Source organism: Pararhizobium gei, assembly GCF_029223885.1.
In the GTDB taxonomy this organism is placed as follows: Bacteria; Pseudomonadota; Alphaproteobacteria; order Rhizobiales; family Rhizobiaceae; genus Pararhizobium; species Pararhizobium gei.
This window is the reverse complement of the sequence record NZ_CP119409.1, coordinates 4252640-4278417: the sequence shown is the minus strand read 5'-3', so window position 1 is coordinate 4278417 and position 25778 is coordinate 4252640. Positions and strand designations below refer to the sequence as shown.

Annotated in this window: 22 protein-coding genes; 9 read left to right on the top strand and 13 right to left on the bottom strand. The window is 60.2% G+C overall.

Annotated elements, in window-relative coordinates:
* Positions 1-28: 28 nt before the first annotated feature.
* Positions 29-1486 carry an NAD-dependent succinate-semialdehyde dehydrogenase gene (locus PY308_RS20550; protein WP_275786425.1) on the bottom strand — a complete coding sequence of 486 codons (1458 nt, stop codon included), beginning with the start codon at positions 1484-1486 and terminating at the stop codon, positions 29-31.
* Positions 1487-1590: 104 nt separating this feature from the next.
* Positions 1591-2859, bottom strand: a complete 1269-nt coding sequence (locus PY308_RS20545) for a 4-aminobutyrate--2-oxoglutarate transaminase (protein ID WP_275786423.1) — start codon at positions 2857-2859, stop codon at positions 1591-1593.
* Between the two features lie 190 nt (positions 2860-3049).
* On the opposite strand from PY308_RS20545, the gene PY308_RS20540 reads away from it, so the two are divergent.
* Together PY308_RS20540 and PY308_RS20535 are read left to right on the top strand one after the other, a co-directional pair.
* On the top strand, positions 3050-3859 hold the full coding sequence (locus PY308_RS20540) for a MerR family transcriptional regulator (RefSeq protein WP_275786421.1): 810 nt from the start codon (positions 3050-3052) through the stop codon (positions 3857-3859).
* A gap of 170 nt (positions 3860-4029) precedes the next feature.
* The gene (locus PY308_RS20535; protein ID WP_275786418.1) at positions 4030-4152 is read left to right on the top strand and encodes a hypothetical protein; all 123 of its coding nucleotides are present in this window, start codon (positions 4030-4032) and stop codon (positions 4150-4152) included.
* On the opposite strand, the gene PY308_RS20530 is transcribed toward PY308_RS20535, so the two are convergent.
* Both PY308_RS20530 and PY308_RS20525 read right to left on the bottom strand, forming a co-directional pair.
* On the bottom strand, positions 4149-5537 hold the full coding sequence (locus tag PY308_RS20530) for a sensor histidine kinase (RefSeq protein ID WP_275791220.1): 1389 nt from the start codon (positions 5535-5537) through the stop codon (positions 4149-4151). The genes PY308_RS20535 and PY308_RS20530 overlap by 4 nt on opposite strands.
* 2 nt (positions 5538-5539) lie before the next feature.
* On the bottom strand, positions 5540-6214 hold the full coding sequence (locus PY308_RS20525) for a response regulator (RefSeq protein WP_275786415.1): 675 nt from the start codon (positions 6212-6214) through the stop codon (positions 5540-5542).
* Positions 6215-6291: 77 nt separating this feature from the next.
* Here PY308_RS20525 and PY308_RS20520 point away from each other — a divergent pair, with 77 nt between their 5' ends.
* From PY308_RS20520 to PY308_RS20500, 5 genes are all read left to right on the top strand, one after another.
* Positions 6292-7359 (top strand): ABC transporter substrate-binding protein, encoded by a 1068-nt coding sequence (locus PY308_RS20520; RefSeq protein ID WP_275786412.1) that lies wholly within the window; start codon positions 6292-6294, stop codon positions 7357-7359.
* Between the two features lie 237 nt (positions 7360-7596).
* Positions 7597-8541 (top strand): Bug family tripartite tricarboxylate transporter substrate binding protein, encoded by a 945-nt coding sequence (locus tag PY308_RS20515; RefSeq protein ID WP_275786409.1) that lies wholly within the window; start codon positions 7597-7599, stop codon positions 8539-8541.
* Positions 8538-9029 carry a tripartite tricarboxylate transporter TctB family protein gene (locus tag PY308_RS20510; RefSeq protein ID WP_275786406.1) on the top strand — a complete coding sequence of 164 codons (492 nt, stop codon included), beginning with the start codon at positions 8538-8540 and terminating at the stop codon, positions 9027-9029. The genes PY308_RS20515 and PY308_RS20510 overlap by 4 nt, the downstream gene beginning before the upstream one ends.
* A 9-nt stretch (positions 9030-9038) precedes the next feature.
* Positions 9039-10556 (top strand): tripartite tricarboxylate transporter permease, encoded by a 1518-nt coding sequence (locus PY308_RS20505; RefSeq protein ID WP_275786404.1) that lies wholly within the window; start codon positions 9039-9041, stop codon positions 10554-10556.
* 172 nt (positions 10557-10728) lie between these two features.
* Positions 10729-10896 (top strand): hypothetical protein, encoded by a 168-nt coding sequence (locus PY308_RS20500; protein WP_275786401.1) that lies wholly within the window; start codon positions 10729-10731, stop codon positions 10894-10896.
* A 63-nt stretch (positions 10897-10959) separates the two neighbouring features.
* On the opposite strand, the gene PY308_RS20495 is transcribed toward PY308_RS20500, so the two are convergent.
* Both PY308_RS20495 and PY308_RS20490 read right to left on the bottom strand, forming a co-directional pair.
* On the bottom strand, positions 10960-11913 hold the full coding sequence (locus tag PY308_RS20495; RefSeq protein ID WP_275786334.1) for an IS110 family RNA-guided transposase: 954 nt from the start codon (positions 11911-11913) through the stop codon (positions 10960-10962).
* Between the two features lie 259 nt (positions 11914-12172).
* Positions 12173-13249 (bottom strand): DUF475 domain-containing protein, encoded by a 1077-nt coding sequence (locus tag PY308_RS20490; RefSeq protein ID WP_275786398.1) that lies wholly within the window; start codon positions 13247-13249, stop codon positions 12173-12175.
* Between the two features lie 430 nt (positions 13250-13679).
* On the opposite strand from PY308_RS20490, the gene PY308_RS20485 reads away from it, so the two are divergent.
* Entirely contained in the window at positions 13680-14606 is a 927-nt protein-coding gene (locus tag PY308_RS20485; protein ID WP_275786395.1) for a DMT family transporter, read from the top strand.
* 522 nt (positions 14607-15128) lie between these two features.
* Here PY308_RS20485 and PY308_RS20480 read toward each other — a convergent pair.
* From PY308_RS20480 to PY308_RS20450, 7 genes are all read right to left on the bottom strand, one after another.
* Positions 15129-16547 (bottom strand): mannitol dehydrogenase family protein, encoded by a 1419-nt coding sequence (locus tag PY308_RS20480; protein ID WP_275786392.1) that lies wholly within the window; start codon positions 16545-16547, stop codon positions 15129-15131.
* 2 nt (positions 16548-16549) lie between these two features.
* On the bottom strand, positions 16550-17746 hold the full coding sequence (gene uxuA, locus PY308_RS20475) for a mannonate dehydratase (RefSeq protein ID WP_275786389.1): 1197 nt from the start codon (positions 17744-17746) through the stop codon (positions 16550-16552).
* A 10-nt stretch (positions 17747-17756) separates the two neighbouring features.
* A complete protein-coding gene (locus tag PY308_RS20470) occupies positions 17757-18818 on the bottom strand; it encodes an L-idonate 5-dehydrogenase (RefSeq protein ID WP_275786386.1) in 1062 nt (353 codons plus the stop codon).
* Positions 18815-20221, bottom strand: a complete 1407-nt coding sequence (locus PY308_RS20465) for a TRAP transporter large permease (protein WP_275786385.1) — start codon at positions 20219-20221, stop codon at positions 18815-18817. Before PY308_RS20465 ends, PY308_RS20470 begins: the two co-directional genes overlap by 4 nt.
* Before the next feature lie 3 nt (positions 20222-20224).
* Positions 20225-20797, bottom strand: a complete 573-nt coding sequence (locus PY308_RS20460; RefSeq protein ID WP_275786384.1) for a TRAP transporter small permease — start codon at positions 20795-20797, stop codon at positions 20225-20227.
* A 63-nt stretch (positions 20798-20860) separates the two neighbouring features.
* A complete protein-coding gene (locus tag PY308_RS20455) occupies positions 20861-21835 on the bottom strand; it encodes a sialic acid TRAP transporter substrate-binding protein SiaP (protein ID WP_275786382.1) in 975 nt (324 codons plus the stop codon).
* Positions 21836-21871: 36 nt separating this feature from the next.
* Entirely contained in the window at positions 21872-22615 is a 744-nt protein-coding gene (locus PY308_RS20450) for a FadR/GntR family transcriptional regulator (protein WP_275786380.1), read from the bottom strand.
* Positions 22616-22896: 281 nt separating this feature from the next.
* Between PY308_RS20450 and PY308_RS20445 the strand changes: the two genes are divergently transcribed.
* Positions 22897-25770, top strand: a complete 2874-nt coding sequence (locus tag PY308_RS20445; RefSeq protein WP_275786377.1) for a PAS domain S-box protein — start codon at positions 22897-22899, stop codon at positions 25768-25770.
* Positions 25771-25778 lie beyond the last annotated feature (8 nt).

The following is a 25778-nucleotide window of genomic DNA, read 5'->3' as shown; positions in this document are numbered from 1 at the left end:
TTCCATGCGCGGCAGGTCCGAGTAGCCGTCAGATATTCCCCATGCAGAGATATTTCATCTCGAGATAATCTTCGGCGCCGTGGCGTGAGCCCTCGCGGCCGATGCCGGATTGTTTGAGGCCCCCAAAAGGAGCAGCTTCCGAGGACATGCGGCCTGTATTGATGCCGATCATGCCGTATTCCAGAGCTTCAGCGACGCGCCAGACTTTCTTGAGTTCCGTCGCGTAAAAATAAGCCGCAAGCCCGTAGATCGTGTCATTTGCCTGCAGGATCACGTCCTCCATCGTCTCGAAGCGGATGATCGGTGCCACCGGACCGAAGGTCTCGTCGCAGGCGACCAGCATGGTCCTGTCGACATTGGATAGAACGGTGGGTTCGAAGAAGGCCTTCGACAACCGGTTGCCGCCGCACAGCAGAGTAGCGCCCTTCGCTGTCGCGTCATTCACATGCCGTTCGACTTTCTCGATTGCCGCCTGGTCGATCAGCGGCCCAATGGAAACGCCGGCCGAAAAGCCATCGCCGACCGTCAGCTTGCCCACTTCCTTCGCCAGCTTTGCAGCGAACTGGTCGTGGACGCCGGTTTGGACGTAGATACGGTTTGCCGAGGTGCAGGTCTGCCCGGCATTGCGGAATTTCGCCTGGATCGCGCCATCCACAGCTGCGTCGATATCCGCGTCATCGAAGACGATGAAGGGCGCGCTGCCGCCGAGTTCGAGACTGACTTTCTTGATCTGGTCCGAGCATTGGCGCATCAGGATCCGCCCGACCTCAGTGGATCCGGTGAAGCTGATTTTGCGCACGCGCGCGTTTGAACAGAGTTCCCGGCCAATCGCATCGCCTTGCGACGCGAGGATGAGATTGAACACACCCTTCGGAAAGCCGGCGCAAAGGGCAAGCGCATGCATGGCATAGGCGACCAGCGGCGTCTGCTCGGCGGGTTTCAGCACGACGGTGCAGCCGACGGCCAGCGCCGGCGCGATCTTGCGTGCGACCATGGAGGCCGGGAAATTCCACGGTGTGATCGTGCCGACCACACCGACCGGCTGTTTGATCACCAGCATGCGCCGGTCGGTGGTGGGGGCGGGGATGGTTTCGCCGTAGACGCGCTTTGCCTCTTCCGCATACCATTCGATATAGGCCGCGGCGTGCTGCACTTCAGATCGCGCTTCCGACAGAGGCTTGCCCATTTCCGCCGTCAGGATCGCCGCAAGATCGTCGATGTGGGCCACCATCAGATCGTGCCAGCGGCGCAGCATGCTGCTGCGATCCCCCGCCGGTCGCTCCGCCCAGGCAAATTGCGCCGTGTAGGCCTCGGCAATCGCAGCCTGCGTTTCTGCAACGCTCATGTCCGGCAGGGTGGCGAGAAGGGCGCCACTGGAGGGATTGCGCACCTCGAAGGTCTTGTCGGTGTAAGGGAAGGGGCTGCCCGTCAGCCCCAGCAGCGCCGGTCGCGTGACATGGGCGATCAGGGCTTCGGTAAAGATCATCGGTAATATCCTCGGCAGTCGCCCGAGATTGCTTCGCTACGCCGACAGACCCGATGGAAGATCCACCGGATGCCTGAAGCGGCTCACTGTGCGGCGGTGCCCGTTCAGGCACGCGCCTGCATGATGGCGCTTTCCAGTATGTCCAGCGCTTCGGCGAAAACCGCGTCCTCGATCGTAATCGGCGCCAGAAAGCGGATGACATTGCCATGGACGCCGCAGGTAAGCAGGATCAAGCCCTTGTCCAGCGCGATCAGGCGCACCCGGTTGGCGAAATCGGCGCTCGGCAGATTGGTCGCGACATCGTTGAACTCAACCGCGTTCATGAAGCCCGGGCCACGAATGTCGACGATCTCCGGGACCTGTTCGCGGATCGCGGCGAGCCTCTGCTTCAGGCGGCCACCCAGCTGCTCGGCGCGTTCGCAAAGCTTTTCATCCTCGATCACGTCGAGCACGGCATGGGCCGCGGCGATCCCAAGCGGATTGCCGCCATAGGTGCCGCCAAGCCCGCCGGGAGCCGGAGCATCCATGATGTCGGCACGGCCGGTGACGGCGGCGAGCGGAAAACCGCCGGCAAGGCTTTTCGCCATGGTCGTCAGGTCCGCTGCCACGTCGTAAAGCTCCATGGCAAAGAGCCTGCCGGTGCGGGCAAAGCCGGTCTGCACTTCGTCGGCGATCAGGAGAATTCCATGCTGGTCGCAGATATCGCGAAGGGCGCGCATAAAGGCCGGCGGCGCCGGATAGAAGCCGCCCTCGCCCTGAACGGGTTCCAGAATAATCGCGGCCACCCGGCCGGGATCGACATCGGCGGCAAAAAGCTTCTTCAGGGCCGCCAGCGCCTGCTCGACAGTGACGCCGTGGAGCTCGATCGGGAAAGGCGCGTGGAAAACATCGCCCGGCATGGCGCCGAAACCGATCTTGTAGGGCGCTACCTTGCCCGTCAGGGCCATGCCCATGAACGTGCGGCCATGGAAACCACCGCCAAAGGCGATGATCGCCTGACGACCCGTCGCGGCGCGGGCGATCTTGACGGCATTTTCCACAGCCTCGGCGCCGGTGGTGACGAAGATCGTCTTCTTGGCGAAATCCCCCGGCAGCAGCGCATTGAGGCGCTCGGCCAGATGCACATAGGTTTCATAGGGCACGACCTGATGGCACGTATGGGTAAAACGGTCGATCTGCGCCTTGACGGCCTCGATCACCCGGGGATGACGATGACCGGTATTGACCACGGCGATGCCGGAGGCGAAATCGATGTAACGGTTGCCGTCCTTGTCCCAGATTTCAGCATTTTCCGCTCGGTCGGCATAGATCTGAGTCGTCATACCCACGCCGCGGGAAATGGCTGCGTTCTTGCGGTCGGTCAAACTGGTCACGAAACTCATCCTGTTTTTAGCGTGGGTTTATCCTTTAAATCTTATATTTTTTCTGTAAGTTTGCAAATTCATTTTGGTGATGGAATGAAGCAGAGTCTCTTATGTCTTCCGCCTCGGCAACGCTGCTTCAGCGGGAGCCGGGTCGGTGGTCGGGAATGGGTGACGACGTGAACAAAGGGCAAAACCGCCAATGACCAGGGTCCGCTACAAGGTTGCGGAGGCTGCAAGGCTGGCCGGCGTTTCGTCATCGACGCTCCGTCTGTGGGAGACGCAAGGACTGGTTGTTCCCGATCGGACGGTGACCGGACACCGGTACTATGGTGAGAGCGACATCGCGCGTCTCCAACGCGTTTCTTTCCTGCGGTCCGAGCGCGGACTCAACCCGGCGGCCATCCGCGAGGCGCTCGAAGCCGAAGCTTTGGCCGATGGCGGCTTACCTGCCGCTGCGGAAGCCTCCACGATGCAGGTCGGCCGCAAGCTCCGCAGCCTAAGGCACGCGAACGGCAAGACGCTGGAGCAGGTTTCAGCAGACATCGGTATTGCACCGTCGGTTCTTTCGACCCTGGAGCGCACTTCCCAGGGTGTCTCCATTGCAGTGCTGCACAACCTCGCGGACTATTTCGGCACCACCGTCTCCAGCCTGTCAGGTGAGGACGAGCCACAGGTTCGGGCGCTGGTGCGGGCGGGTGAGTGGCGGGCCTGGCCGCGCACGACGTCCGGAGTGACGGTCCAACTCCTGGCGGAAGGGCGAAACCAGATGGATTGCCATCGCTTCGTGCTGGCGCCCGGCGCCTCCAGCGAAGGCGCCTATGAACATGACGGCGAAGAGTTTGTCCATGTGCTTTCCGGCCGTGTGGAATTCGTCCTCGAAGCCGAGGAATTCTATGACCTCATGCCCGGCGACTCGCTCTATTTCGAAAGTCGGAAACGCCATGCCTGGACCAATCGGCATGATGGCGAGACCGTGTTGCTGTGGATCAATACACCGCCGACCTTTTGATGACTGCGTGGGTCGTTACAGGTTGCGTCACTTGTATTTGGCATATTGTGCCGTTCAATTTCGGAAATCGAAGTCATGTGCGGCGCGCAGGGCTGATCAGCTTGAGACGCTCTGGCCAATTCCAGTGCCGGATGCTATCTGCACCTCTTAACAATGCTATGGAGCTTATCATGTTTTCGCAGCGCAAGCTGTCGAACCCGTCTGATCGCGGTTTTGTCCAGATGATCTGGAACGCGATCCTTCTCGTTCAGACCCGTGAAACGTCCTCGTTGATGACGGGTCGCCACCGCTAGGTTGAGCCCGCGGCCGGGAACGAGATCGAGGCTTTCAGCCCTTTGCCGTCCGGTCCGTCGCCCAGCGTCAGGTGTCCGCCGAAAAGACCGGCGATTTCTTCGACGATCGGAAGACCAAGACCCATTCCCGGCGCTTCGCCGCGTCCGCCGCGTGCAAAGCGCTGGCGTGCGACCTGCCGTTCAGCCAGTGGAATGCCCGGGCCGTTGTCTTCCACATCGAGCAGAACTTTCGCGCCCGCGGTTTTAACCCGAACCGTCACTTCCGCCCCGCGACCAGCATAGGCAATCGCGTTTTCGATCAGGTTGCGCAGCAGTTCCTCGATCAGAAGCGGCGCGGCTCGGATCAACGCCTCGCCCTCCCCCTCGAAGCCCAGATCCATGCCGGCGTCGCCCGCGCCCGGAACTCTTTCCCCCGTCATTTGCCGCGCCAGCCGAACAAGATCGATGATATCGGGCGGCTCCGGCTTCTGCGAACCGGCGGCGTCGATCTTTGCCATGAGAAGCAACTGCGCGAGAATGCGTTCGGCGTGGGCCACGGCTTCGTCGCCCTTGCGGGCTGCGTGTTGCGCTTCTTCCAACGTCGTTGCCCGGGCCGAGAGTGTCAGCTGCGTCCGGATGATTGCCAGCGGCGTGCGCAATTGATGGCTGGCATTGCCGGAAAAATGCCGGAGTGCATCCAGTGCCGATTGGAGCCGCACCATGAAGGAATTCACCGTCTCGACCAGGCCTTCGACCTCGCGGGGCACGGATTGCCGGATTGGATGCAGATCGCCCGGATTGCGCTCGGCGATCGCATCGCTCAGCCGGTAAAGCGGCCGCAACGAAAACGTCACTGCCACCCACACGATTGCGGCGGCGCCCAGGATCATCGTTACGAGCCGCAGCGCGGAGCGCAGCAGGATTGCCTGGGTAAGCTGACGCCGGGCAATCGTCGTTTCGGCGACTGTCACGACGAAAGGAACCGATTTGATACCTGTGGAGGCGGACCGTTGCAGGGCAGCGATACGGATCGGCTCGCCGCGAAACTCTGCATCCGCATAGGCCGCGGTCTGGCCGTCCGTGTCCGTCAGGGATGGCAAGTTCTGGTAGCCGGTAATGAACTGTCCGGGGGGACCGTCGACCCGGTAGAAAACGCGGTCCTGGGCTGCCGACGTTAGCATTTCCAGCGCGACATAGGGTATGTCTACTTGCAGGGAGCCGTCTTCCGCCACGACGACACGCTCGGCGATCGCCAGGGCCGAACCGGCCAGGACGCGGTCGGACACGGTATTGGCTGTTCTGACCGCCTCGCGATATGTGTCGATCAGCGCGATGCAGCCAATCACCGCCGTCGCGATCAACAGCCAGGCGAGAAGCCGGCGGCGCAGGGAATAGGCGGCCTGCACCATCAGGAATCCGCGATTCTGTCGAGATAATAGCCGATGCCGCGTGCCGTTCTGACGGTCAGGCCGTGCGGCGCCAGGCGTTTGCGGAGCCGGCTGACATATTGCTCGATCGCATTGGCGCTCAGATCGTCGTTGAATGCCGTGAGGGACTGGATGATCGCCTCCTTGGCGACGACTTTTCCGGCGCGCAGGAAGAGGGTTTCCAGCAGTCCGAGTTCGCGGGTGGGGATATCGAGCGGCACGCCGCCTGCGGAAAAACTGCGCGAATTGAGGTCGAAGGAAATTCCGCCGTAACTGACAAGGGACGAGCGTAGCCCTGCCTGCCGACGCAGGAGAACCCGGACGCGGGCCTCGAACTCGCCGATATCGAAGGGCTTGATCATATAGTCGTCGGCGCCGAGGTCGAGACCGCGGACTTTTTCCTCCTGCGTGCCGCGCGCGGTGAGGATCAGGACGGCCGCCTTGTTCTGGCGCGAGCGCATCGAGCGCAGGACATCGAGCCCGTCCATTTCGGGCAAAGTCAGGTCGAGGATCACAAGGTCGAAATTCTCGGTTGCCGTAACGGCATCGGCGGATGCGCCGTCGCGGACGACGTCGACCGCATAACCGCTGCCGCGCAGGATGGCCAAAAGCCCTTCCGAAAGTGCCGTATTGTCCTCGACCAAAAGAATGCGCAACGTTCAAGTCTCCCCGCACCATCCTAGCCGCGACCCACCCGCTTGTGAACGGGCCGCGGCTGCGGCAATATCCTTTTATGCGCCTCCTTTTGTTTCTTTGCCTTCTGGGGCAACTGTTGCTGCCGGCCATTGCCCGATCTTCCGACTTTCCGGCGCGGTCCGGAAATGTCGAGGCGCCGGTGCTCACCGTGTATTCATCGCTCGACGAACCCCTCGCGCTGCCGATGATCAGGGGGTTCCAGGCCGCCAATCCGGATGTGGCGGTGCGTTATGACGATATGCTCACAGGCGAAATCTATGATCGCATCGTCAGGGAAACCGATGCCGGCCAAAAAACCGCCGATTTCGCTTTTTCCTCGGCGATGGATCTTCAGGTCAAGCTGAGCAATGACGGTTATGCACAGCGCAGCGACCTGCCGATGAGCGGCCGCTGGCCCGCATGGGCAAACTGGCGCAACACTGCCTACGCCCTGACTTTCGAGCCTGCTGTCTTCGTCTATCACAAGCCAAGCTTCAGCAAGGAAAAACCGCCTTCGACACGGGGGGAATTCGTCGATTATCTGAGGCAGCAGGGGAGCGACGTATTCGGCAAGATCGGCACCTACGACATCGAGCGCTCAGGCGTCGGCTTCCTGTTCATGGCCCGCGATCAGGAGCAGTTCGGCGATATCTGGTCCGTCATCCAGGCCATGGGTGCGGCAGGCGTGAAGCTTTATTCGACCAGTTCGGCCATCCTGGAGCGCGTCTCGGACGGCCGCTTCGTGCTCGGCTACAATATTCTTGGCTCCTATGCCGCGGACTGGGCCTCCCGTCACCCGGATGTCGGCATCGTCCTGCCGAGGGATTACACAGTCGTCATGTCACGGATAGGTCTCGTGCCGCAGGCGGCGGCGGCGCCGGATCTCGGAAGGCGCTACCTGGAGTTCTTCATGTCGAAGGAAGGGCAGTCGATCATGGCGCGGGAGTTGCAGATCCCGGCCGTCAGTCCCGATGTCGCCGGCGCCAACACCGCCAGCACGATGCGGGACCTGCTGGGCGCGCAATTGCGGCCGGTGCCGGTCAGTCCGGGCTTGATGGTCTATCTCGACCAGGTCAAGCGGGCCCGACTGATTGCCCGATGGAACGAAGTTCTGCGGCTCCAGTAGACGAAGCCGGAAAATTAAGAGAGATTAATCGGGCAAGGCCCGGCAATGTCAGGTAAATGACAGCTTTTTATGGTGCCTTGCAGTTCTTCATCGTCCGTGGAGGCGGATGATAAAGGGCGTATGGGAGGAGTTTCACCATACCGGCGTCAAAACGCCGGATTGCACGTGAGCCAAATCCCCGTCCGCAAAGTTGAAATCGCGCGCCAGTCAACGAGCGCGCCTGACGGAGGACTAATCTTGAAACATATTTTTCTCGCATCCATTCTGGCCGGCGCGCTCGCGCTTCCGGCCTTTGCCGCCGACTACACGATCATCGCCCCGGCCAATCCGGGCGGCGGCTGGGACCAGACGGCCCGGTCGATCCAGACCGTGATGCAGCAGGAAGGCATTTCCGGCAATGTCCAGGTCCAGAACGTGCCCGGCGCCGGAGGCACCATCGGACTTGCACAGTTCGCCAGCCAGGCGAAGGGCAATCCAAATTCTCTGATCGTCGGTGGCTATGTCATGGTTGGCGCCATCCTCACCAACAAGTCGCCGGTGACACTCGCCGACGTTACTCCGATCGCGCGCCTGACCGGCGAGTATGAAGCGATCGTGGTCCCGGCGGATTCGCCGCTGAAGACGTTCGGCGACCTTGTCGAGGCGCTGAAGAAGGATCCGGGCGCCGTATCCTGGGGTGGCGGTTCGGCAGGCGGCACAGACCATATCGCCGTCGGACTGATCGCCAAGGCTGCAGGCGTCGATCCCACCAAGATCAATTACATCGCCTTCTCCGGCGGTGGCGAGGCACTGGCGGCAATTCTCGGCAGTCAGGTGACCGCCGGCATTTCCGGCTATGGTGAGTTCGAATCCCAGGTCAAGGCCGGCACGCTGAGACTTCTCGCCGTCTCCAGTGCCGAGCGTCTTGCCGGCATCGATGCTCCGACGATCAAGGAAAGCGGTCTCGATGTCGTGGTAGAGAACTGGCGCATGATCGCTGCAGCCCCCGGGCTGACCGACGATCAGAAGGCCGCCGTGTCTGCCGACATCGAAAAGCTTGCGAAGTCGGCCGGCTGGCAGGAAGCCCTGAAGACCAAGGGCTGGCAGGACACCTATCTGGCCGGCGACGCCTTCAAAGAACAGCTCGCCAAGGATGTCTCCGCAACCGAAGCCGTCCTCAAGGACATCGGTCTCGTCCAATGAGCAAGGGTCACATCCCTTCAACGGAAACGCGCCGCCCCGATTGGGCGGCGCTTGCCATCGCCGTGTTCCTGGCTGCACTCGCCGCTGTGATCTTCTGGGACGCCTCCCGGCTTGCAAACATGGGCGGCTATTCCGGCATCGGCCCTGCCACCATTCCATTCGTGGTGGCAGGTGGGCTGCTGCTCCTGGCCGCTTGGACAGTCTTCGAAGCCTGGCGAGGCGATTTTCCTGCGCGCGAACGCCAGGAGATCGCGCCGGTCGCCTGGATCATCGGCGGCCTTGCACTCCAGATGCTGCTTTTGAAAACCGCGGGCTTTTCGATTGCCACCGGTCTGCTCTTTGCCGCAACGGCCGGGGCCTTTGGCAAACGCAAAGTGTGGATGACGATTCCGATCGGCATTATTCTCTGTCTCGGCATATGGCTGGTGTTTGCCGGTCTGCTGCAATTGTCGCTCCCGGCGGGACCGATCGAACGCCTGTTTTGGTAAGGCCCTGAGATGAACACCTTCGACTTTCTCATGCAGGGCATTCTCGTCGCTGCCCAGCCGATGAACCTTCTTTATGCACTGATCGGCGTGACGCTCGGCACTGCCGTCGGCGTTCTGCCGGGCATCGGACCGGCGCTGACGGTGGCGCTTCTGCTGCCGGTCACCTACAAGCTTGATCCCGCCGGTTCGCTTATCATGTTCGCCGGCATCTACTATGGCGGCATGTATGGTGGTTCGACCACGTCGATCCTCCTGAATACACCCGGCGAAAGCGCCTCGATCGTCACGGCGCTCGAGGGAAACAAGATGGCCCGGGCCGGGCGGGGCGGACCGGCGCTCGCCACGGCCGCGATCGGCTCCTTCGTCGCCGGTCTGATCGCAACCATCGGGCTCGCCTTCATCGCCCCGTTCATCGTCAAGCTGGCACTGGTGTTCGGGCCGCGCGAATATTTCGCGCTCATGGTGCTTGCCTTCGTTACGGTGTCCTCCGCCTTCGGCGATTCGACACTGCGCGGCCTGACCTCGCTGTTCATCGGCTTTGCGCTTGCCTGCATCGGCATCGATCAGCTGACGGGCCAGACACGCCTGAGCTTCGGCGTTCCCGACCTGCTCGACGGCATTGAAGTCACGACCCTGGCCGTCGCCATGTTCGCCATCGGCGAGTCCCTCTATATCGCCGCCCAGGGCAATCTCGGACCCGACAAGATCGAGGCTGTCAAGGGCTCGGTCTGGATGAGCCGCGAGGATTGGGCGCGCTCCTGGAAACCCTGGCTGCGCGGCACGGCGATCGGCTTTCCGATCGGCGCCATGCCGGCGGGCGGCGCGGAGATCGGCACCTTTCTGTCCTATGCCGCCGAAAAGCGATTGACGAAGCATCCGGAACAGTTCGGTCATGGTGCCATCGAGGGTGTCGCGGGTCCTGAGGCCGCCAATAATGCTTCTGCGGCCGGGACGCTCGTGCCGCTGCTGACGCTGGGTCTGCCGACGACGGCGACCGCGGCGATCATGCTGGCCGGTTTCCAGCAATATGGCCTGCAGCCCGGTCCCTTGCTGTTTGCGACCAATCCGCAACTCGTCTGGGGTCTGATCGCCAGCCTCCTGATCGCCAATTTCATGCTTCTCGTCTTGAACCTTCCGCTGGTTGGGCTCTGGGTGAAGCTTTTGACGATCCCGAAGCCCTGGCTCTATGCCGGCATTCTGACATTTGCCACCCTCGGTACCATAGGCGCCAATCCGTCGGTGTTCGAACTCGGCATGCTGCTCGCCTTCGGCGTGCTCGGCTATGTCATGCGCATCTTCGGCTATCCGATCGCCCCGGTTGTCGTGGGACTGATCCTTGGGCCGCTTGCGGAACAGCAGCTGCGCCGCGCATTGTCGATCAGCCAGGGCGACGTCACGGTGCTGTTCACCTCGCCTGTGGCTGCGGTGCTTCTGGTTGTGGCCGCCGCGGCGCTGATCGTTCCCCTGATCCTGCGGGCGCGCGGTCGCGGCCAGGTGCTTTCGCAGCTTGCCGCCAACGAAGACTGACGATCCTCCCAAGACCGTCACAAGGACAAGGCCCGGTTCACCGACGTGAACCGGGCCTTGTCCATTTGCATGGCTGGGATGTCATGTTGTGCATTGTAATCAAGGGCCACGAGGATCATCTTAACGGTGTGCAGGAAACACGATCTATAGAGATCAGAAAGCGAGTAACGAGATGTCCGCCCTTCGTAACAATGCCCGAGGCTTCTTCGGTAATGCCATCGCCATTTTTGGCGCGGCGACGGTCGCTGCCGCGGCTGTCGAAGGCCACCGCCGTCCAATGGACCGCGACCTCTATACGCTTGGTATCGATCCGAGAAATTTCAACGCCGTGAAGCGTTGATCCAAAGCGGGCGATTTTGAAAGCGCCCTGTCTTTACCTTCTCATGATAAAGAAGCAACGGTGTTACGGGTCAAGCACCGTTGCCCGATATTCACGCATTCGAGCGTTTAGAATTATGATGATCCTGCGCATGACGGCGACGAGAGCAACCTTTCCGGGCTTGCCTTTGGCTTTCAGTCGATCGAACACGGCTTTCATGGCGGGATCGAAGCGGATTGCCGGTAACGCGGCGATGTAGAGAGCGTCCCTTACCGGTTTTCGACCACCTGTAATCATCCGTTTTCCACGCATCAGGCCACTGTCGCGATTGATTGGGGCGACACCGACGAGCTTTGCGATCTGGCCTTTGTCCAACAGCCCGAGTTCGGGAAGCCCGGCGATCAGAATGCATGCGGTTCGCAGTCCGATGCCCTTGAGCGAGGTGAGGACTTTCGCTTTGTCGGCAAGGTCTTTGTGCGACTTCAGGCAGGTTTCCATGGCATCGACCACCGACTGGCGCTGTTGCAGCAGGAATGACAGCGTTTCTTCGATCCAGGCCTTGGATTTGTTATCGTCGCGATTACGCAGCTTCTCCCGCCGGTTCTTTTCCTGCACGATCATGTGCGATAGTTGCTTGTAACGTGAAACCAGATCGATCATCGCTGTTTGAGCTGGCGAAGATGGGGTGAGAACTTTGGTTTCCATACGCTTGGCGTAGTCCGCCAGAACGAAGGCGTCGATCCTGTCGGTCTTGGAGAGCTGGCCGCAGGCGCGCGCGAACTGCCTGATCTGTTTGGCATTCACCCGTGCCACCGGCAGGCGAGCAGCCAGCAGGGCATCTACGACGGGTCGCTCGTAGCCACCAGTCGGTTCCAGAACCAGGCGCGCGACGTTATCCAATCGAGCGATGAAGGCGAGAAACTGGGCAATCCCGGAGGCATCGTTGGCAAAGCTTGCCAAGTCGATCTCGGGAAGCACGCAGATATCGAAGGAGGATTTTGATATGTCGATGCCGATAAAACGGTTAGTATAGGTCATGAGGCTAACGTCTCCCTTATACGCGAGCGAGAAGCTCTCTCAACGGTTCGACTAAGCCTCGAAATGCGCAAAGGGTTATGCTTTTTTACGAACGAAAGTTCAGGCCCGCGAGGACCAACCGCTTTGCGCATCGTCATCAAGGTGTTGCAACCACCCAATGACAAACGAGGCCGGAACATCATAACAATGTTCCAGCCTCACAATGTATAAGCCCGCCGGTCTTTCGACCGGCGGGCTTCTTCTGTTCATTTAAGCCTCGTCACGCCTCGGCGTGTCGATAGCCGGTGAGTTCACGCCTGTTATGGCGGATTGACGACCACAGCGACAGACCGATCAGACCGGCGCCGCCCAGGCCGGTGATGACTTCCGGAATGTGAACGAGCGTCTGAACGTACATGATCACGGAGAGGATCAGGATCGCGTAGAAGGCACCGTGTTCCAGGTAGCGATATTCGGCAAGCGTCTTCTTCTCGACCAGCATGATGGTCATCGAGCGCACATACATGGCGCCGATACCAAGGCCGATTGCGATGATGAAGAGGTTCTGGGTCAGCGCGAAAGCACCAATTACCCCGTCGAAGGAGAAGCTGGCATCGAGGACTTCCAGATAGATGAAAGCTCCGACACCGCCCTTTGCCGCCGCGCTCATAGTTTGCTCGGACGCGTCGAGAATGCCGCCGATAACCTCGACGACGAGGAAAGTAACCAGGCCATAGATTGCCGAGTAGATGAAGGTCACGGCCTCTTCGCCCTCAAGGAAAGAGGAGAAGACCAGCATGACGACGAGAACGAAGCAGATCTCAGCGCCCTTGATCGAGCCCGCTTTCGACATTGTCCGTTCGATTGCGGCAATCCAGTGAACATCCTTCTCGTGATCGAAGAAGAACTTCAAGCCGACCATCATCAGGAATGTTCCGCCGAAGGCTGCGATCGGCAGGTGGGCGTCGTTCATGATGCGCGCATATTCCTCGGGCCGCGCTGCCGCCAGGACGATCGCGTCGATCGGACCGATATTGGCGGCGATGACGACGATCAGCAGCGGAAAGACGATGCGCATGCCGAAGACGGCAATAAGGATGCCCCAGGTGAGGAACCGCTGCTGCCAGATTGGCGTCATGTCCTTCAGCTTGTTGGCATTGACGATGGCATTGTCGAAAGAGAGCGAGATTTCAAGGACGGCGAGGACCACGCAGATGAAGAAGACGGTGGCCATGCCGCCGATCGTGCCGGTTGTCTGCCAGCCAAGCCAGGCACCGAGCGCCAGTCCCAGCACGGTGACGATAAAGGACCAGGTGAAATAGCCAAGCACCGAGTTTTGCGTTGGGGCGGGTGTCATGGCCGCGCCCCCTGGTAACCGGAGTTCAGGAGCACCGTAAGATCTACGGAAAAATTCCGCATGCCAACGGCATGCGGATACATGTTGGGGAGTGTCATATGCTTATCGTCCGCCGGCTTATTTGCGGGTGATACCGACATCACGAGAGCGCCGTAGAATCTCGCCAGAGGGGCCCGGTATCAGGTTTACTCCACAGGCGTGAAATGCCCTGCACTGCGGAATTCCCCAGTAATTAGCGACGATCGGCAGAAGATCAAGTCCTGGCATGGTCCGTGGACGTCCCTTTACCGTAAGCGCTGGGGCAAATCGAGCTTTTACCCAGTCAATCACAATACGCAGCCATGCCGTTTGTTCACGCAGTCATCCGCTTTCCGCTCTGGATCACGCCACGCGAATATGCGAGTGGCAGAAGCATAACGGGATTATTGCCATGGAAGCCGGACTGAATACCATACGCTCCTCGAGACATTCAGCCCGCCTTGGCGTGCTGATCATGCTCCTTGGCATGCTGATGTTTTCGCTGAACGACGTGATGGGAAAATGGCTCGTCTCGACCCATTCCGTCAGTCAATTGATGGTCATCAGAAGCCTGGCCGCCCTTCTGGTTCTGACGCCGTTCTTCGTCCGTCGCGGCTGGCGCAGCCTCGTCAAGATCGAGCGACCTAGATTGCATGCTCTGCGCGCGTTTCTGTTCGCCGCGGATGCTTCCGCATTCTACTTCGCGGTCGCCTATATGCCGCTTGCCGATACCATGACCTATTGGCTGGCAGCGCCGATCTATGTGGCGGCGGCGTCGCCATTTCTTTTGGGCGAGAAGGTCGGTTGGAAACGCTGGACCGCGATCCTGATCGGGTTTGCCGGCGTCCTCGTCGCGCTTGAACCATCGCAGCAGAGCTTTTCCCTGCCGGCGCTGATTGCTCTGACCGGCAGCACGGCTTTTGCCTTCGCGCTGTTGCTCGGCCGCAAATTTCGCGCGACGCCCGATATAACGCTGATCTTCTGGCAATTGGGTGGAGCCCTGATCTTTTCCCTGTTCGGCGTTGCAGCCAATCCTGAGGGCTGGACGCCACTCGATCTTCAGGCGCTGCTCTCGCTCAGCTTGCTGGGGATCGTCGCCATGCTTGCCCATCTTTTTGTCAGCCGCTCGTTGAAACTCGCGGATGCGGCAACCGTCGTGCCGCTGCAATACACGCTGCTGTTCTGGGCGGTGATTTTCGGTTGGTTCTTCTTTGGCGATACGCCGCGTTTAACCGTCGTCATCGGCGCGGCTCTCATCGTCGCCTCCGGGCTGTTCATTTTCTTCCGCGAGCAGCAACTGAAGCAAACATCGTCTGACGATCGCGTTGTCGAGACATAATCGGAAAGGCCGGCTCGACCATCGTCGGGATAAAATGCGAAAGGCCCGGTTGTCAGCCGGGCCAAGCATGAAATGGTTCAACAGTTCGTTTATTGCTGAGTGGTGACGGGCGCCCGATAGCCCCAGTGCGTCTCGGCATATTTCTGGGCCGCGCGTTCCGCGCTGTCCTTGTTCTCAAAGCGTTCAGACAGAACGTGACTTCTTTCCTTGCACTGCAAAAGCACGGTTTTGCTGATGCAGTCATACTGAACGCGGAGTTGTTCACTTGATGGCATAAGGATTCCTCCCCTGTTTCTTCTGGCTTGGATAAACCGGAGAGAACTGGGAATGTTCCAGCTTAAATGGAATTATTTGGGGACCCGCGGGATCAGCGCAGGCCGAAGAAGGACAGGATTGCAATAACGATAACGACGAGTCCGACGATGTAGATGATACGGTTCATGATAAATCCTCTGGTTTCAACCGGGAGAGGAACGTTGCTGCCCGTCAATTGGTTCCGGCCGTACGTCTCAATCAGTGCAATCAGCGGTTATCAGTTCGGACGATCTCCTGAAGATCCTGTGCGACACGATTCAGCCAAGCTTCGTCTTCCAGCAGTGGTTGCGGAAACAACCCTGGTATGGCGAAAACGAAGCGTGGATTGCCGCTTTCCGCGACCTTGGCGGCTGCATCTGCAAGCTCGTCCCGGCGAGGGTCGTCCAGCGCTGTTGCCCGAAGCAGAAAGGCGATCCATGCCGCCGTGGCATAGGCGAAAATCCCACCATCGCGTCCTGCAACCAGATCATCCACCGCGGAGAAAAAGGTACGCTGCGGCAGTTTCTGGCTCCCGTCCATGGCGATCTGGCGCGTCTTGTGGGCAATGGTCGGATTGGCAAAACGTGCTAGCAGTTGTTCCCGGTACGCATCGAGGTCGATGCCGGGAACCGGATCCAGCGTCAGTGCCGCCGCCCGCATATAGCGCTCGACGACGGCCCGGCAGTCCGGGATAGCCATGACGTCACGAACATATTCGAGGCCCCGGACCTGTCCAAGATAGGCGATCATGGAATGAGCGCCGTTCAGCATGCGCAGCTTCATCTTCTCGTATGGCTCGACAGCGTTGACAAACAGGGCGCCGGCCGCTTCCCAGGCCGGCCGGCCGGATACGAAATGGTCTTCGATGACCCATTGCATGAAGGGCTCGGTGTCGAGCGCAAGCGCATCGTCCGCCCCGAGAAGCTCTGCCGCCCGCTGCCGTGTCGCCGACGTGGCCGCCGGAACGATACGATCGACCATTGTCGAAGGGAAGGCTCCATACTCCCTGATCCAGTCGGCCAATGCCAAATCGCGGATCGTTGCCATTTCGGTGACCAAACGTCGCACGACACCGCCATTGGTCGGGAGATTGTCGCAGCACAGCACTGTGAAGGGCAGGGCGCCGGCAGCATGCCGCCGTGCCAGACCTTCTACGATGACACCGATTACGCCTGCTGGCTGCCGCGGGTTCGCCAGATCTTCGGCCACGGCAGGATGCCCGGGATCGAGACCGCCTGTGACAGGATCGATGCCATAGGCCTTTTCCGTTACGGTCATGGAGACGATGCGGATGGCCGGATCGGCGAGCAGCGCAAGAAGATCCTCGCGCTGCTCCCGGGCGGACAAGCCGCCGATGACCGAGCCGACGACCCTGATCTCGGTTGCATCCGCCCCCCGGCCTGTTACCGAAAAGAGATGATCCTGCGCCTTGAGATCGCGGATCATGTCGCTCGATCTCAAACTGACCCCGACGATGCCCCAATCCCCAAAATCCGCTTCGAGCGCCGCGTCGGTATAAACGGCCTGATGTGCCCGGTGAAACGCACCAAAGCCGAGATGCACGATGCCCGCCTTCAATGAAGCCCGGTCATAATTCGGCGTTACGACGTTCAAGGGAAAGGAAGACGAGGCAGATAGGCGTTTCATGGTCAGGACAATCCGTACACGGAGTGGGACAAGGCGCGCTCTATGCCGCGCAATTCGGCGAGCCCTTTCAAGCGTCCGATGGCGGGATAGCCTGGCTGGGCGCCTCGGGTGAGATCGTCGAGAATCTCCTGCCCGTGGTCCGGCCGCATCGGAATTTCGTGATCGGCGCGGCCGGTGTCCCGACGGCGCTTTTCCTCTTTCAGGAGCTCCGCAATCACCGCCACCATATCCGTGCCGCCTTCCAGATGTTCGTCTTCGTAAAACGAGCAGGGCGTGCGGTCTTCCTCGCGACGGACATTCCTCAGGTGCACGAAATGGATCCGGGGTGCAAATTGGCGTACCATGGCCGGCAGGTCGTTGGCAGCCAGCGCGCCGAGAGAACCCGTACATACGGTCACGCCGTTTGCCGGGCTGTTCACCGCATCGAGCATGACGGCATAGTCGTCGGCTGTCGACAGCACGCGCGGCAGGCCAAGCAAAGCCCATGGCGGATCATCCGGATGAGCGCAGATATTGATGCCAACCTGTTCCGCAACGGGTGTCACCTCCGCAAGGAAGTCGATAAGATTGCTTTGCAGTCTTCTCCTGTCGATGCCGTCGTACGTTCGCAGATGGTCCCGAAGCTGGGGCAGGCTGTAGCCATCGGCGGAGCCCGGAAGGCCCGCGCCGATGTTGCGTGAAAGCGAAAGTTTGCGATCGTCGCTCATGTCCCGAACGCGCTGGCGCGCCCGCTCCAGGGTTTCGGCATCGTAGTCCTCCGCTGCACCGGGGCGTTCCAGGAGATGAACGTCGAAAGCGACGAAATCGATTCTGTCAAAACGCATGGCCTTGGCGCCGTGCTGCGTCGTCCAGCGCAGGTCTGTGCGCGTCCAGTCGAGGACGGGCATGAAATTGTAGCAGACAGTTCCTATTCCGGCTGCGGACAGCCGTCGCAGGGTTTCCTGCCAGTTGGCGATGTGACTGCGCCACTCGCCGGTCTGCGTCTTGATGCTTTCGGAGACAGGAACGCTCTCGACGACATCCCATTGCAGTCCGCCCGCCCGCACTTCCGCCTGCCGCTTGGCAATCTCTTCGACGGGCCAGACCTCGCCTGTCGGGATATGATGCAGGGCGCTGACGATCCCGAGCGCGCCTGCCTGTGCCGCATCCTGTACGCTCACCCGGTCGACCGGGCCGAACCAACGCCACGTGTGTCGCATGGAAACTCCTTTAGGAAAGAAAGGTCAGTTGCACCTTGCAGGCAGCCGAGCGGTCGCCGGCCTGCTCGAAGGCTTGAACTGCCTCACCGATGGGAAAACGATGGGAAATGATCGGCCGCACATCAATCCGGCGATCGGCGATCAGGTCGAGCGCCAGCGCAAATTCGGTGTCGAACCGCTGCGAGCCGATCAGCCGCAGTTCCTTGCCGACGATCGCGTTCAAAGGAAGCGTGATGTCACCGGTAACGCCGACCTGCACGATCAGCCCGCGTGGGCGCACGGCGGCGATTGCGCTGCGAAGCGCCGGTTCGGCTGCGGAGCATTCGAAGGCTACGTCGAACTGCCCCTTGTCTTTTTCGAACACTGCGAGCCGCTGTGGATCACGGCGGACATTGATCGTCTCGGTCGCCCCCATGGAGATAGCCCTTTCCAGTGCGGCATCAGCGAGGTCGGTTACGACGACGCTGGCTGCACCGGCATGCCGGGTCGCCGCGATGACGAGGGCGCCGATCGGGCCGGCGCCGGTCACCAGAACGGACTTGCCGTTGAGATCTCCAGCCTGCGAAACCGCGTGCAGGCAGACCGCCAGAGGCTCGGCGCAGGCGGCTTCGCCGGGAGAAATAAGTGAGCCGGCCGAGACGCATTGCCGCGCCGGGACCACCAGCCAATCGCGGAACATTCCCTGCTCATGGGGAAGGCGCATGGCGCTGCCCATAAACCGCATATTGGTGCAATGGATCGGCAAGCCCTTGCTGCAGAACCGGCAGTCGCCGCAGGGCTGGCTCGGGTTGACGGCGACAAGTTCACCGATTGCAAGCCCAGAGACGTCGTTACCCAGAACCGTAACGGTACCGGACGCTTCATGGCCCGGAATGATCGGTTCCCGGACCCGGACGGGGCCGAAGCCGCCGTCCTGGTAATAGTGGAGATCCGAACCGCAGATCCCGGCTGCCGCCATCTTGAGGAGGACCTCGCCATCGCCGGGTCTTGCCACCTCGGCATTCTCCAGCCGGAGATCGGTCTGGCCATAAAGCCTTGCCAGCCGGGTCTGAAGGGGAATGTCCTCACTCATCGGATCAGCCCCACTTCCGTCGGTAGCCAGAGCGTGATGGCCGGGATGAAGGTGATGAGGATCAGCGCGATGAACAGTGGCACCAGCCATGGCAGGATGGCCATGGTCGTGCGTTCCACCGAGAGTTTCGCCACGCGCGACAGGACGAACAGGACCATGCCGAGCGGCGGATGAAGCAGTCCGATCATCAGATTGAGGGTCATGATCAGGCCGAAATGCACCGGATCGATGTCGAACTGGAGCACCAGCGGCAGGAGGATCGGGACGAGAATGGTAATCGCCGCGATCGTGTCCAGGAAACAACCGACGAACAGCATCAGGATATTGACCAGGATCAGGAAGACCCATTTGTTGTCGGTGATGGTCAGGATCGCGCCGGAGAGCATCTGCGCCGCCTGGCTGACAGTCAGGAGCCAAGCGAAAATCGATGCGGCCGTCACAATGAACAGCACCGACGCCGTCGTTTCGATCGTGTCGAAGGTCGCGCGAGCGAGGGACGAGAGTGTCATGGTCCTATAGCGCACGAGGCCGAGAAAGAGGGACCACAACACGGCCGCCACAGCTGCCTCGGTCGGCGTAAACCACCCCATCGTCATGCCGCCGATGAGGATCACGGGCGTCATCAGCGCCATGACTGCGGAAAAATCGAAGTACCAGTCGACCGCGATCAGAGCGACCAGGGCGATGCCGACGGCAATGTTGAGGGAAAAGCCGGCGAGCATCATAAGATAAATGGAAAGCGGTACGGCAAGGACAATCAGGATTTCAACGGAGGCGGCCATCAGGCGCCTTATCTCGAACGGGGTATCCGAACCCCAGCCGTGCCGGTAGGCGAAGATCGCGACTGTGAGCATCATCAGCACCGTCATGACGACGCCGGGAACGATGCCGGCCATGAACAGGGCGCCGATCGAGACATTGGCCATCATGCCGTAGATGACGAAAGGCAGCGAGGGCGGGAAGATCGGGCCGAGCGTTGCCGATGCGGCCGTCACGCCAACCGCCACTTCCACCGGATAGCCATGCTCCTTCATTGCCTTGATCTCGATCGTCCCGATGCCGGCCGCATCGGCAAGCGCGGTGCCGGACATGCCGGAGAAAATGACCGATCCGATGATGTTGACCTGGGCCAGCCCGCCCTTCATCCATCCGACAAGGGCAACGGCAAAGGAATAGATGCGGCCGGTCACGCCGGCCGAGTTCATCAGGTTTCCCGCCAGGATGAAAAAGGGAACGGCCAGAAGCGGGAAGCTCTCGACGCCGGCGATCATCCGCTGCGCGGCGATGATGTCAGGAGCGACATTGTAGAAGACCAGATAGAGGACCGAGGACACGGCCATGGCGATGGCGACAGGAACGCCGATCAGCATCAGGGCAAGAAATCCGCCAACGAGCAAGAGCATGGATCAATCCTCGACCTTTTGAAATTCCTCGGGCCGTTCGAGCACCGAATAACCGCGGCGCTGATTGGCAATGAAGACCTGGATGGAGCGGCCGAGCATCAGCACGAAACCGGCAAAAACACTGTAGAAGACGATGTTGCGCGGCAGGTCGACGGTCACCATGCGCTCCTCGGAGACGATCGCCACATAGCGCCACATCAGCCAGCAGCCATAGGCAAAGAAGCCGATGCGGACGATATCGACACAGATGGCCAGCGCCCGGGCGACCTGTTTCGGCAGGTAGTGATAGAGCACGTCGACCTGAATATGGCGCGATAGCCGCACGCACATGACCGAGCCCAGGAAGACAACGCCGATCAGGCAGTTGGTGGCGATTTCCTCGGTCCAGGCATAGGAATTGTTCAGCACATAGCGGGTAAAGAACTGCAGGAACACGCAGCCGGTCATGATCCAGAAGATCGCGAGCGTGGCCCAGTCTTCGACGGCATAATCGGAAATGTCAGCGGTTGGCGCAGCGTCTTCGAAAGAGTGCGCAAGCTCCTCCGGTGTCACCGGGGTATGAATTTCTTGTGGCATGGGATCATCCGGCACAGGAGAAGAGGAATGCCGGCCGCCGTTGCGGGCAGCCGGCACGACGGTTCACTTGATGGCGCGGATGGCTTCCCAATCCTGCTTGTCGTAGCCGAATTCCTCGAAGGTCACTTTTTCGATGACGTTCTTTTCGAAATCGGCCTTGTCGACCTTGGTAACGGTCAGGTCCTTTTCCTTGAAGCTGGCCACAAGCGCGTTTTCACGCTCCTCGATCGTCTTGGTTGTGCGCTCCGCGGCCTGCTGCATGACCTCGGTGAAGATCGCCTTGTCCGCATCCGACAGGCTCGACCACAGCGTTTTGGAGATCAGTGTGTTTAGGTGATCGACGATATGGCCCGTCAGGACGATGTGCTTCTGGACCTCGTAGAACTTCTTTGCCTCGATTGTGGTCAGCGGATTTTCCTGCGCCTCGACCGTCCCGTTCTGCAGCGCGAGATAGACCTCGGCGAATGCAATCGGCGTCGTATTGGCGCCGCATGCCCTGGGCATGGCAAGATAGGCCGGCACGTCGGGAACCCTGATCTTCAGGCCCTGCATGTCGGCACATTTCTCGATCGGCTTGTTGGAGGTCGTGTGGCGCGTGCCGTAATAGCTCACGGCGGCGATATGATTGCCCGACGCTTCCTCGTAGCCGGCTGACAGCTTCTTGAAGATGTCGCTCTTCGTATAGGCGATCAGATGGCTCGGATCGCGGAAAATATACGGGAAGTAGGTGACGCCGATCGGCTTGGATTCGCGTGCTGCGAAGCTGGAGCCGGAGATGATGATATCGACGGTGCCGAGTTTCAGACCCTGGTTGAGATCGGCTTCCTTGCCGAGCTGCGATGCCGGAAAGACATCGATCTTGTAGCGCCCTTCGGTTCGCTTGCCGATCTCTTCGGCAGCCCATACGGAATCCGTGTGGAAAGGCTCGGACGTTTCGTAAACATGCGCCCATTTCAGGGCCGTTTCGGCCTGTGCCGTCAGTGTCGAGGCCAGGACTGCGACCGTGGCTCCCAGTAGCATTTTCAGTGTGAGCTTCATCTTATATCTCCTCCCAAGTTGAAGTTCATTGATGTCTTAGTTTCCTCCGGCACGACTCCATGCGGCGGGTATCGTGTTGCCGGCAGGCCTCTCCTCGAAGCTTTCCGACAGACGCATTTGCGATTGATCGAGATGCATGCGCATGGCTGCGCGCGCCGCCGCCGGGTCACCTGCGGCGATGGCGTCGCGGATGACGCAATGCTCCTCCATTGCCGCCCTCCAGGTTTCGGTGTTCTCGAAATAGCTGGCGAGCTTTTCGAAATAGGGCGTCATGCGCATGTCGTGAATGCTGCCGACAAACCGGCTCAAGGTCGCATTGGCAATGATGCCCGATACGATCACGTGAAAGTCGCGGTCGAGCGCAAGCGCCGCATGACGGTCATGGAGCGCATCGGCCATTCGCGCAAGATTGTCATCGAGCCCCCGAATATGCTCCGGTCGAGCCAGCCGGGCGGCTTCTTCTGCAACCGCGCATTCGACAACCGCGCGAGCGCGCAGAAGCTCGAACGGTCCCTCGAAATCCTCCGGCGGAATATCGGCGAGCATGGGCTTGCGGGCATTGACATAGATGCCCGAACCCATGCGGATATCGATAAAGCCCTCGACCTCAAGCACGATCAGCGCCTCGCGGATCGTCGGCCGGGAAACGCCGAGCCTCTGTGCCAGTTCGCGCTCTGCAGGCAGCCGCGACCCGGCGGCGAGTTCGCCCCGTTCAATCAGGCTACGCATCTGATCGGCAACCTGACGATACAGGCGGCGCGATTCCACTGCAGAGAACATGTTTCCTCCCCGACATGGTAATTGGCCATGTGGTCATACCAATTTCCTGACATTATAGTTGCCGGAACATATGTCAAGAGCTCAAATATTCGCGCCCGTTGCGCTGTTGCTTTCCGGAAAAGGAGCGTTAGATAATCGCTCGCTCAAAGTGCATGCGGTTCTGGGAAGCCGTCGATCCGCGCTCCACGGCTCTTGTTGCAAGGATACTTCCAGAAATGACATGTACTTCTACCAGCCGTATCAGCGTTCGAACCCTATTGAAGACTGTTGGAGAGACCGTGTTGTCTGAAGATGCAGCGGGCGGGGCGACATCTCTCAAAGTTATGATCGATACGATAATTGCTGCCCCTCTGCAGATCGTCCTGTTCTGGGGGCCTGACTACAAAGCCTTTTATAACGATACTTACGCACCAACGATCGGCAATAAACACCCGCATGCATTTGGCCGCCCGGCCTCGGAAAACTGGGCGGAGCTTTGGGATGATCTGAAGCCTTTGCTGGATCAGGTGCGAGAGCGCGGCGAACCGGTTCTGGCAAAGGATCGACCATTCTATATCGAGCGTTACGGCAAGCCGGAGACCGTGACGTTCGACATTTCCTATTCGGCTGTCCCGGACGAGAACGGCGAAACGGCCGGTGTTCTGTGCATTGTCAGTGAAACCACGGAGCGGACGCGTTACGAGCAGAAGCTGAAAGAAAGCGAAGAGCGATTTCGCAACATGGCGGATCACGCGCCGGTTATGTTGTGGGTGGTCGATGAAGCCGGGTACTGCACCTATCTCAATCCCCGCTGGTATGCCTTCACCGGACAGACGGTCGAGCAGGCGGAGGGCTATGGCTGGCTTGAAGCCACTCATCCTGAAGACCGGCAGCGTGCGAACGATATTTTTCTTACCGCCCTGGAAAAGCAGGAAGCATTCCGGATCGAATACAGGTTGCGGCGTGCCGATGGCGTATATCGCTGGGCAATCGACACCGCCGAACCGCGGTTCATGCCGGATGGCACCTTTGGCGGTTATATCGGCTCCGTCCTTGATATCGACGAGCGCCACGAGATGGAGCTGAAGCTTCGCGAGAGCGAGGGCGAACTCAAGGCCATTACCAATTCCATCGATCAGATGATCTGGTCGACGCGCCCGGACGGTTTTCACGATTTTTACAATGACCGCTGGTATGAGTTCACGGGCGTTCCCTACGGCACGACCGACGGCGAGGGCTGGAACGGCATGTTCCATCCGGACGATCAGGAGCGTGCCTGGTCGATCTGGCGACATTGCCTGACAACCGGCGAGCCCTATCATATCGAGTACCGTCTTCGGCACCGGACCGGCGTCTATCGCTGGGTGATCGGCCGGGCCAACGCAGTTCGCGACGAAGATGGCGCTATCGTTCGATGGTTCGGGACGTGCACGGATATCCACGAACTCAAGACGGGTGAAATCGAGCGATCGGCAATCATTGATCTTCAGGAGGAAATCCGGTTTCTGGACGATCCGGCAGATGTTGCTTATGCCGCGGCTGCGATGCTTGGCAGGATGCTGAAAACCAGCCGTGCCGGCTATGGTACGGTCGATCTCGAACGGGAGACTGTGACGATCGACAGGGACTGGACGGCCGAGGGGATCCGTAGCCTCCAGGGCGTTAAGAATTTCCGGGACTATGGCAGTTTTATCGATGACCTGAAACGCGGCGACGTGGTCGTGCTGGAGGATGTTGGCCGCGACCCCAGGACGCGCGGTAGTGTCGATAATTTCAAGGCCATTGACGTGGCATCCCTGGTCAATATCCCGATCAGAGAACAAAGCGGCTTGGCAGCTCTCTTCTTCATAACGCATAGCGTACCCCGGGTCTGGGAGCCGGGAGAACTGCGCTTCATCAACGAGGTGGCGGAACGAACCCGACAGGCCGTCGAACGGCGGCGTGCGGAGCAAGAGCTCCACATGCTCACCCTTTCGCTCGAAGAACAGGTGGCGGAGCGCACCGCCGCGCTCAGGCGGTCGGAGGAGCAACTGCGCCAGAGCCAGAAAATGGAAGCAGTCGGCCAGTTGACCGGGGGCATAGCCCATGACTTCAACAACAATCTCGCCGTTATCCTTGGCGGCCTCAGTCTTATAGAGCGCAGGTTGAAGCGCGGCGAAACGCACGATCTGGAGCGGCTGATCGCTGGAGCGGCGGAAGGCGCGCAGCGGGCCGCTGCCCTGACCCAGCGGCTTCTCGCCTTTTCGCGCCAGCAGCCGCTTTCGCCCGAACCGGTGGACGGCAACAAGCTGATTGCCGGGATGAACGACCTTTTGACCCGGGCGCTCGGCGAACATATCCGGATCGAGACTGTGCTTGCTGCCGGCCTCTGGCGTACCAAGGCCGATATCAGTCAGCTGGAGAACGCCTTGCTCAACATCGCCGTCAATGCGCGTGATGCCATGCCGGACGGCGGTCGTCTGACCATCGAAACAGCCAATGCGCATATCGACGACGATTATGCCGGGGAACATGACATCAGTGTCGGCCAATATGTCCTCATTGCCTTGACGGACACCGGCACCGGCATGACGCCTGATGTCATGGAGAAAGCCTTCGATCCGTTTTTCACCACCAAGGGAGTCGGCAAGGGTACGGGCCTTGGCCTTAGCCAGCTGTTCGGTTTCGTTCGCCAGACCGGCGGGCATATCAAGATCTATTCCGAACTCGGTGTCGGCACGACGTTGAAGATCTATCTGCCGCGCTTCTATGGCGATGAATCGCCAGCCGAGCGTCGTCCGGAAGAGACGAATTTCCCTCGCGGATCTGCCGACGAACATATTCTTCTCGTGGAAGACGACGACAGGGTGAGGCTGTTCGTGCGGCAGGCGCTGAACGAACTCGGCTATCACGTCGTTTCCGCCAATGGCGGCCCGGAAGCACTTCGGATTCTCAAGGAGGGCAAGCCCTTCGATCTCCTGCTGACGGATATCGTCATGCCCGACATGAACGGCCGCAAACTCGCTGACGCGGCCCTGTTGCTCCAGCCTGGTCTGCGGGTCATCTTCGCGACCGGTTATACCAACAACGCCGTGGTCCATAACGGCATTCTCGACCCTGGCACGAATTTTCTGCAGAAGCCCTTTACGCTGGAACAGCTGGCAAGCAAGGTCCGCAGCGTGCTTGGTACCAGGTAAACCTCGAT

Bases quoted from the DNA above. Each gene is read 5' to 3' on its own strand.
- PY308_RS20550 (WP_275786425.1), bottom strand. From the start codon at position 1,486: ATGATCTTTACCGAAGCCCTGATCGCCCATGTCACGCGACCGGCGCTG.
- PY308_RS20540 (WP_275786421.1), top strand. From the start codon at position 3,050: ATGACCAGGGTCCGCTACAAGGTTGCGGAGGCTGCAAGGCTGGCCGGC.
- PY308_RS20535 (WP_275786418.1), top strand. From the start codon at position 4,030: ATGTTTTCGCAGCGCAAGCTGTCGAACCCGTCTGATCGCGGTTTTGTC.
- PY308_RS20520 (WP_275786412.1), top strand. From the start codon at position 6,292: ATGCGCCTCCTTTTGTTTCTTTGCCTTCTGGGGCAACTGTTGCTGCCG.
- PY308_RS20510 (WP_275786406.1), top strand. From the start codon at position 8,538: ATGAGCAAGGGTCACATCCCTTCAACGGAAACGCGCCGCCCCGATTGG.
- PY308_RS20505 (WP_275786404.1), top strand. From the start codon at position 9,039: ATGAACACCTTCGACTTTCTCATGCAGGGCATTCTCGTCGCTGCCCAG.
- PY308_RS20500 (WP_275786401.1), top strand. From the start codon at position 10,729: ATGTCCGCCCTTCGTAACAATGCCCGAGGCTTCTTCGGTAATGCCATC.
- PY308_RS20495 (WP_275786334.1), bottom strand. From the start codon at position 11,913: ATGACCTATACTAACCGTTTTATCGGCATCGACATATCAAAATCCTCC.
- PY308_RS20490 (WP_275786398.1), bottom strand. From the start codon at position 13,249: ATGACACCCGCCCCAACGCAAAACTCGGTGCTTGGCTATTTCACCTGG.
- PY308_RS20485 (WP_275786395.1), top strand. From the start codon at position 13,680: ATGGAAGCCGGACTGAATACCATACGCTCCTCGAGACATTCAGCCCGC.
- PY308_RS20480 (WP_275786392.1), bottom strand. From the start codon at position 16,547: ATGAAACGCCTATCTGCCTCGTCTTCCTTTCCCTTGAACGTCGTAACG.
- uxuA (WP_275786389.1), bottom strand. From the start codon at position 17,746: ATGCGACACACGTGGCGTTGGTTCGGCCCGGTCGACCGGGTGAGCGTA.
- PY308_RS20470 (WP_275786386.1), bottom strand. From the start codon at position 18,818: ATGAGTGAGGACATTCCCCTTCAGACCCGGCTGGCAAGGCTTTATGGC.
- PY308_RS20465 (WP_275786385.1), bottom strand. From the start codon at position 20,221: ATGCTCTTGCTCGTTGGCGGATTTCTTGCCCTGATGCTGATCGGCGTT.
- PY308_RS20460 (WP_275786384.1), bottom strand. From the start codon at position 20,797: ATGCCACAAGAAATTCATACCCCGGTGACACCGGAGGAGCTTGCGCAC.
- PY308_RS20455 (WP_275786382.1), bottom strand. From the start codon at position 21,835: ATGAAGCTCACACTGAAAATGCTACTGGGAGCCACGGTCGCAGTCCTG.
- PY308_RS20450 (WP_275786380.1), bottom strand. From the start codon at position 22,615: ATGTTCTCTGCAGTGGAATCGCGCCGCCTGTATCGTCAGGTTGCCGAT.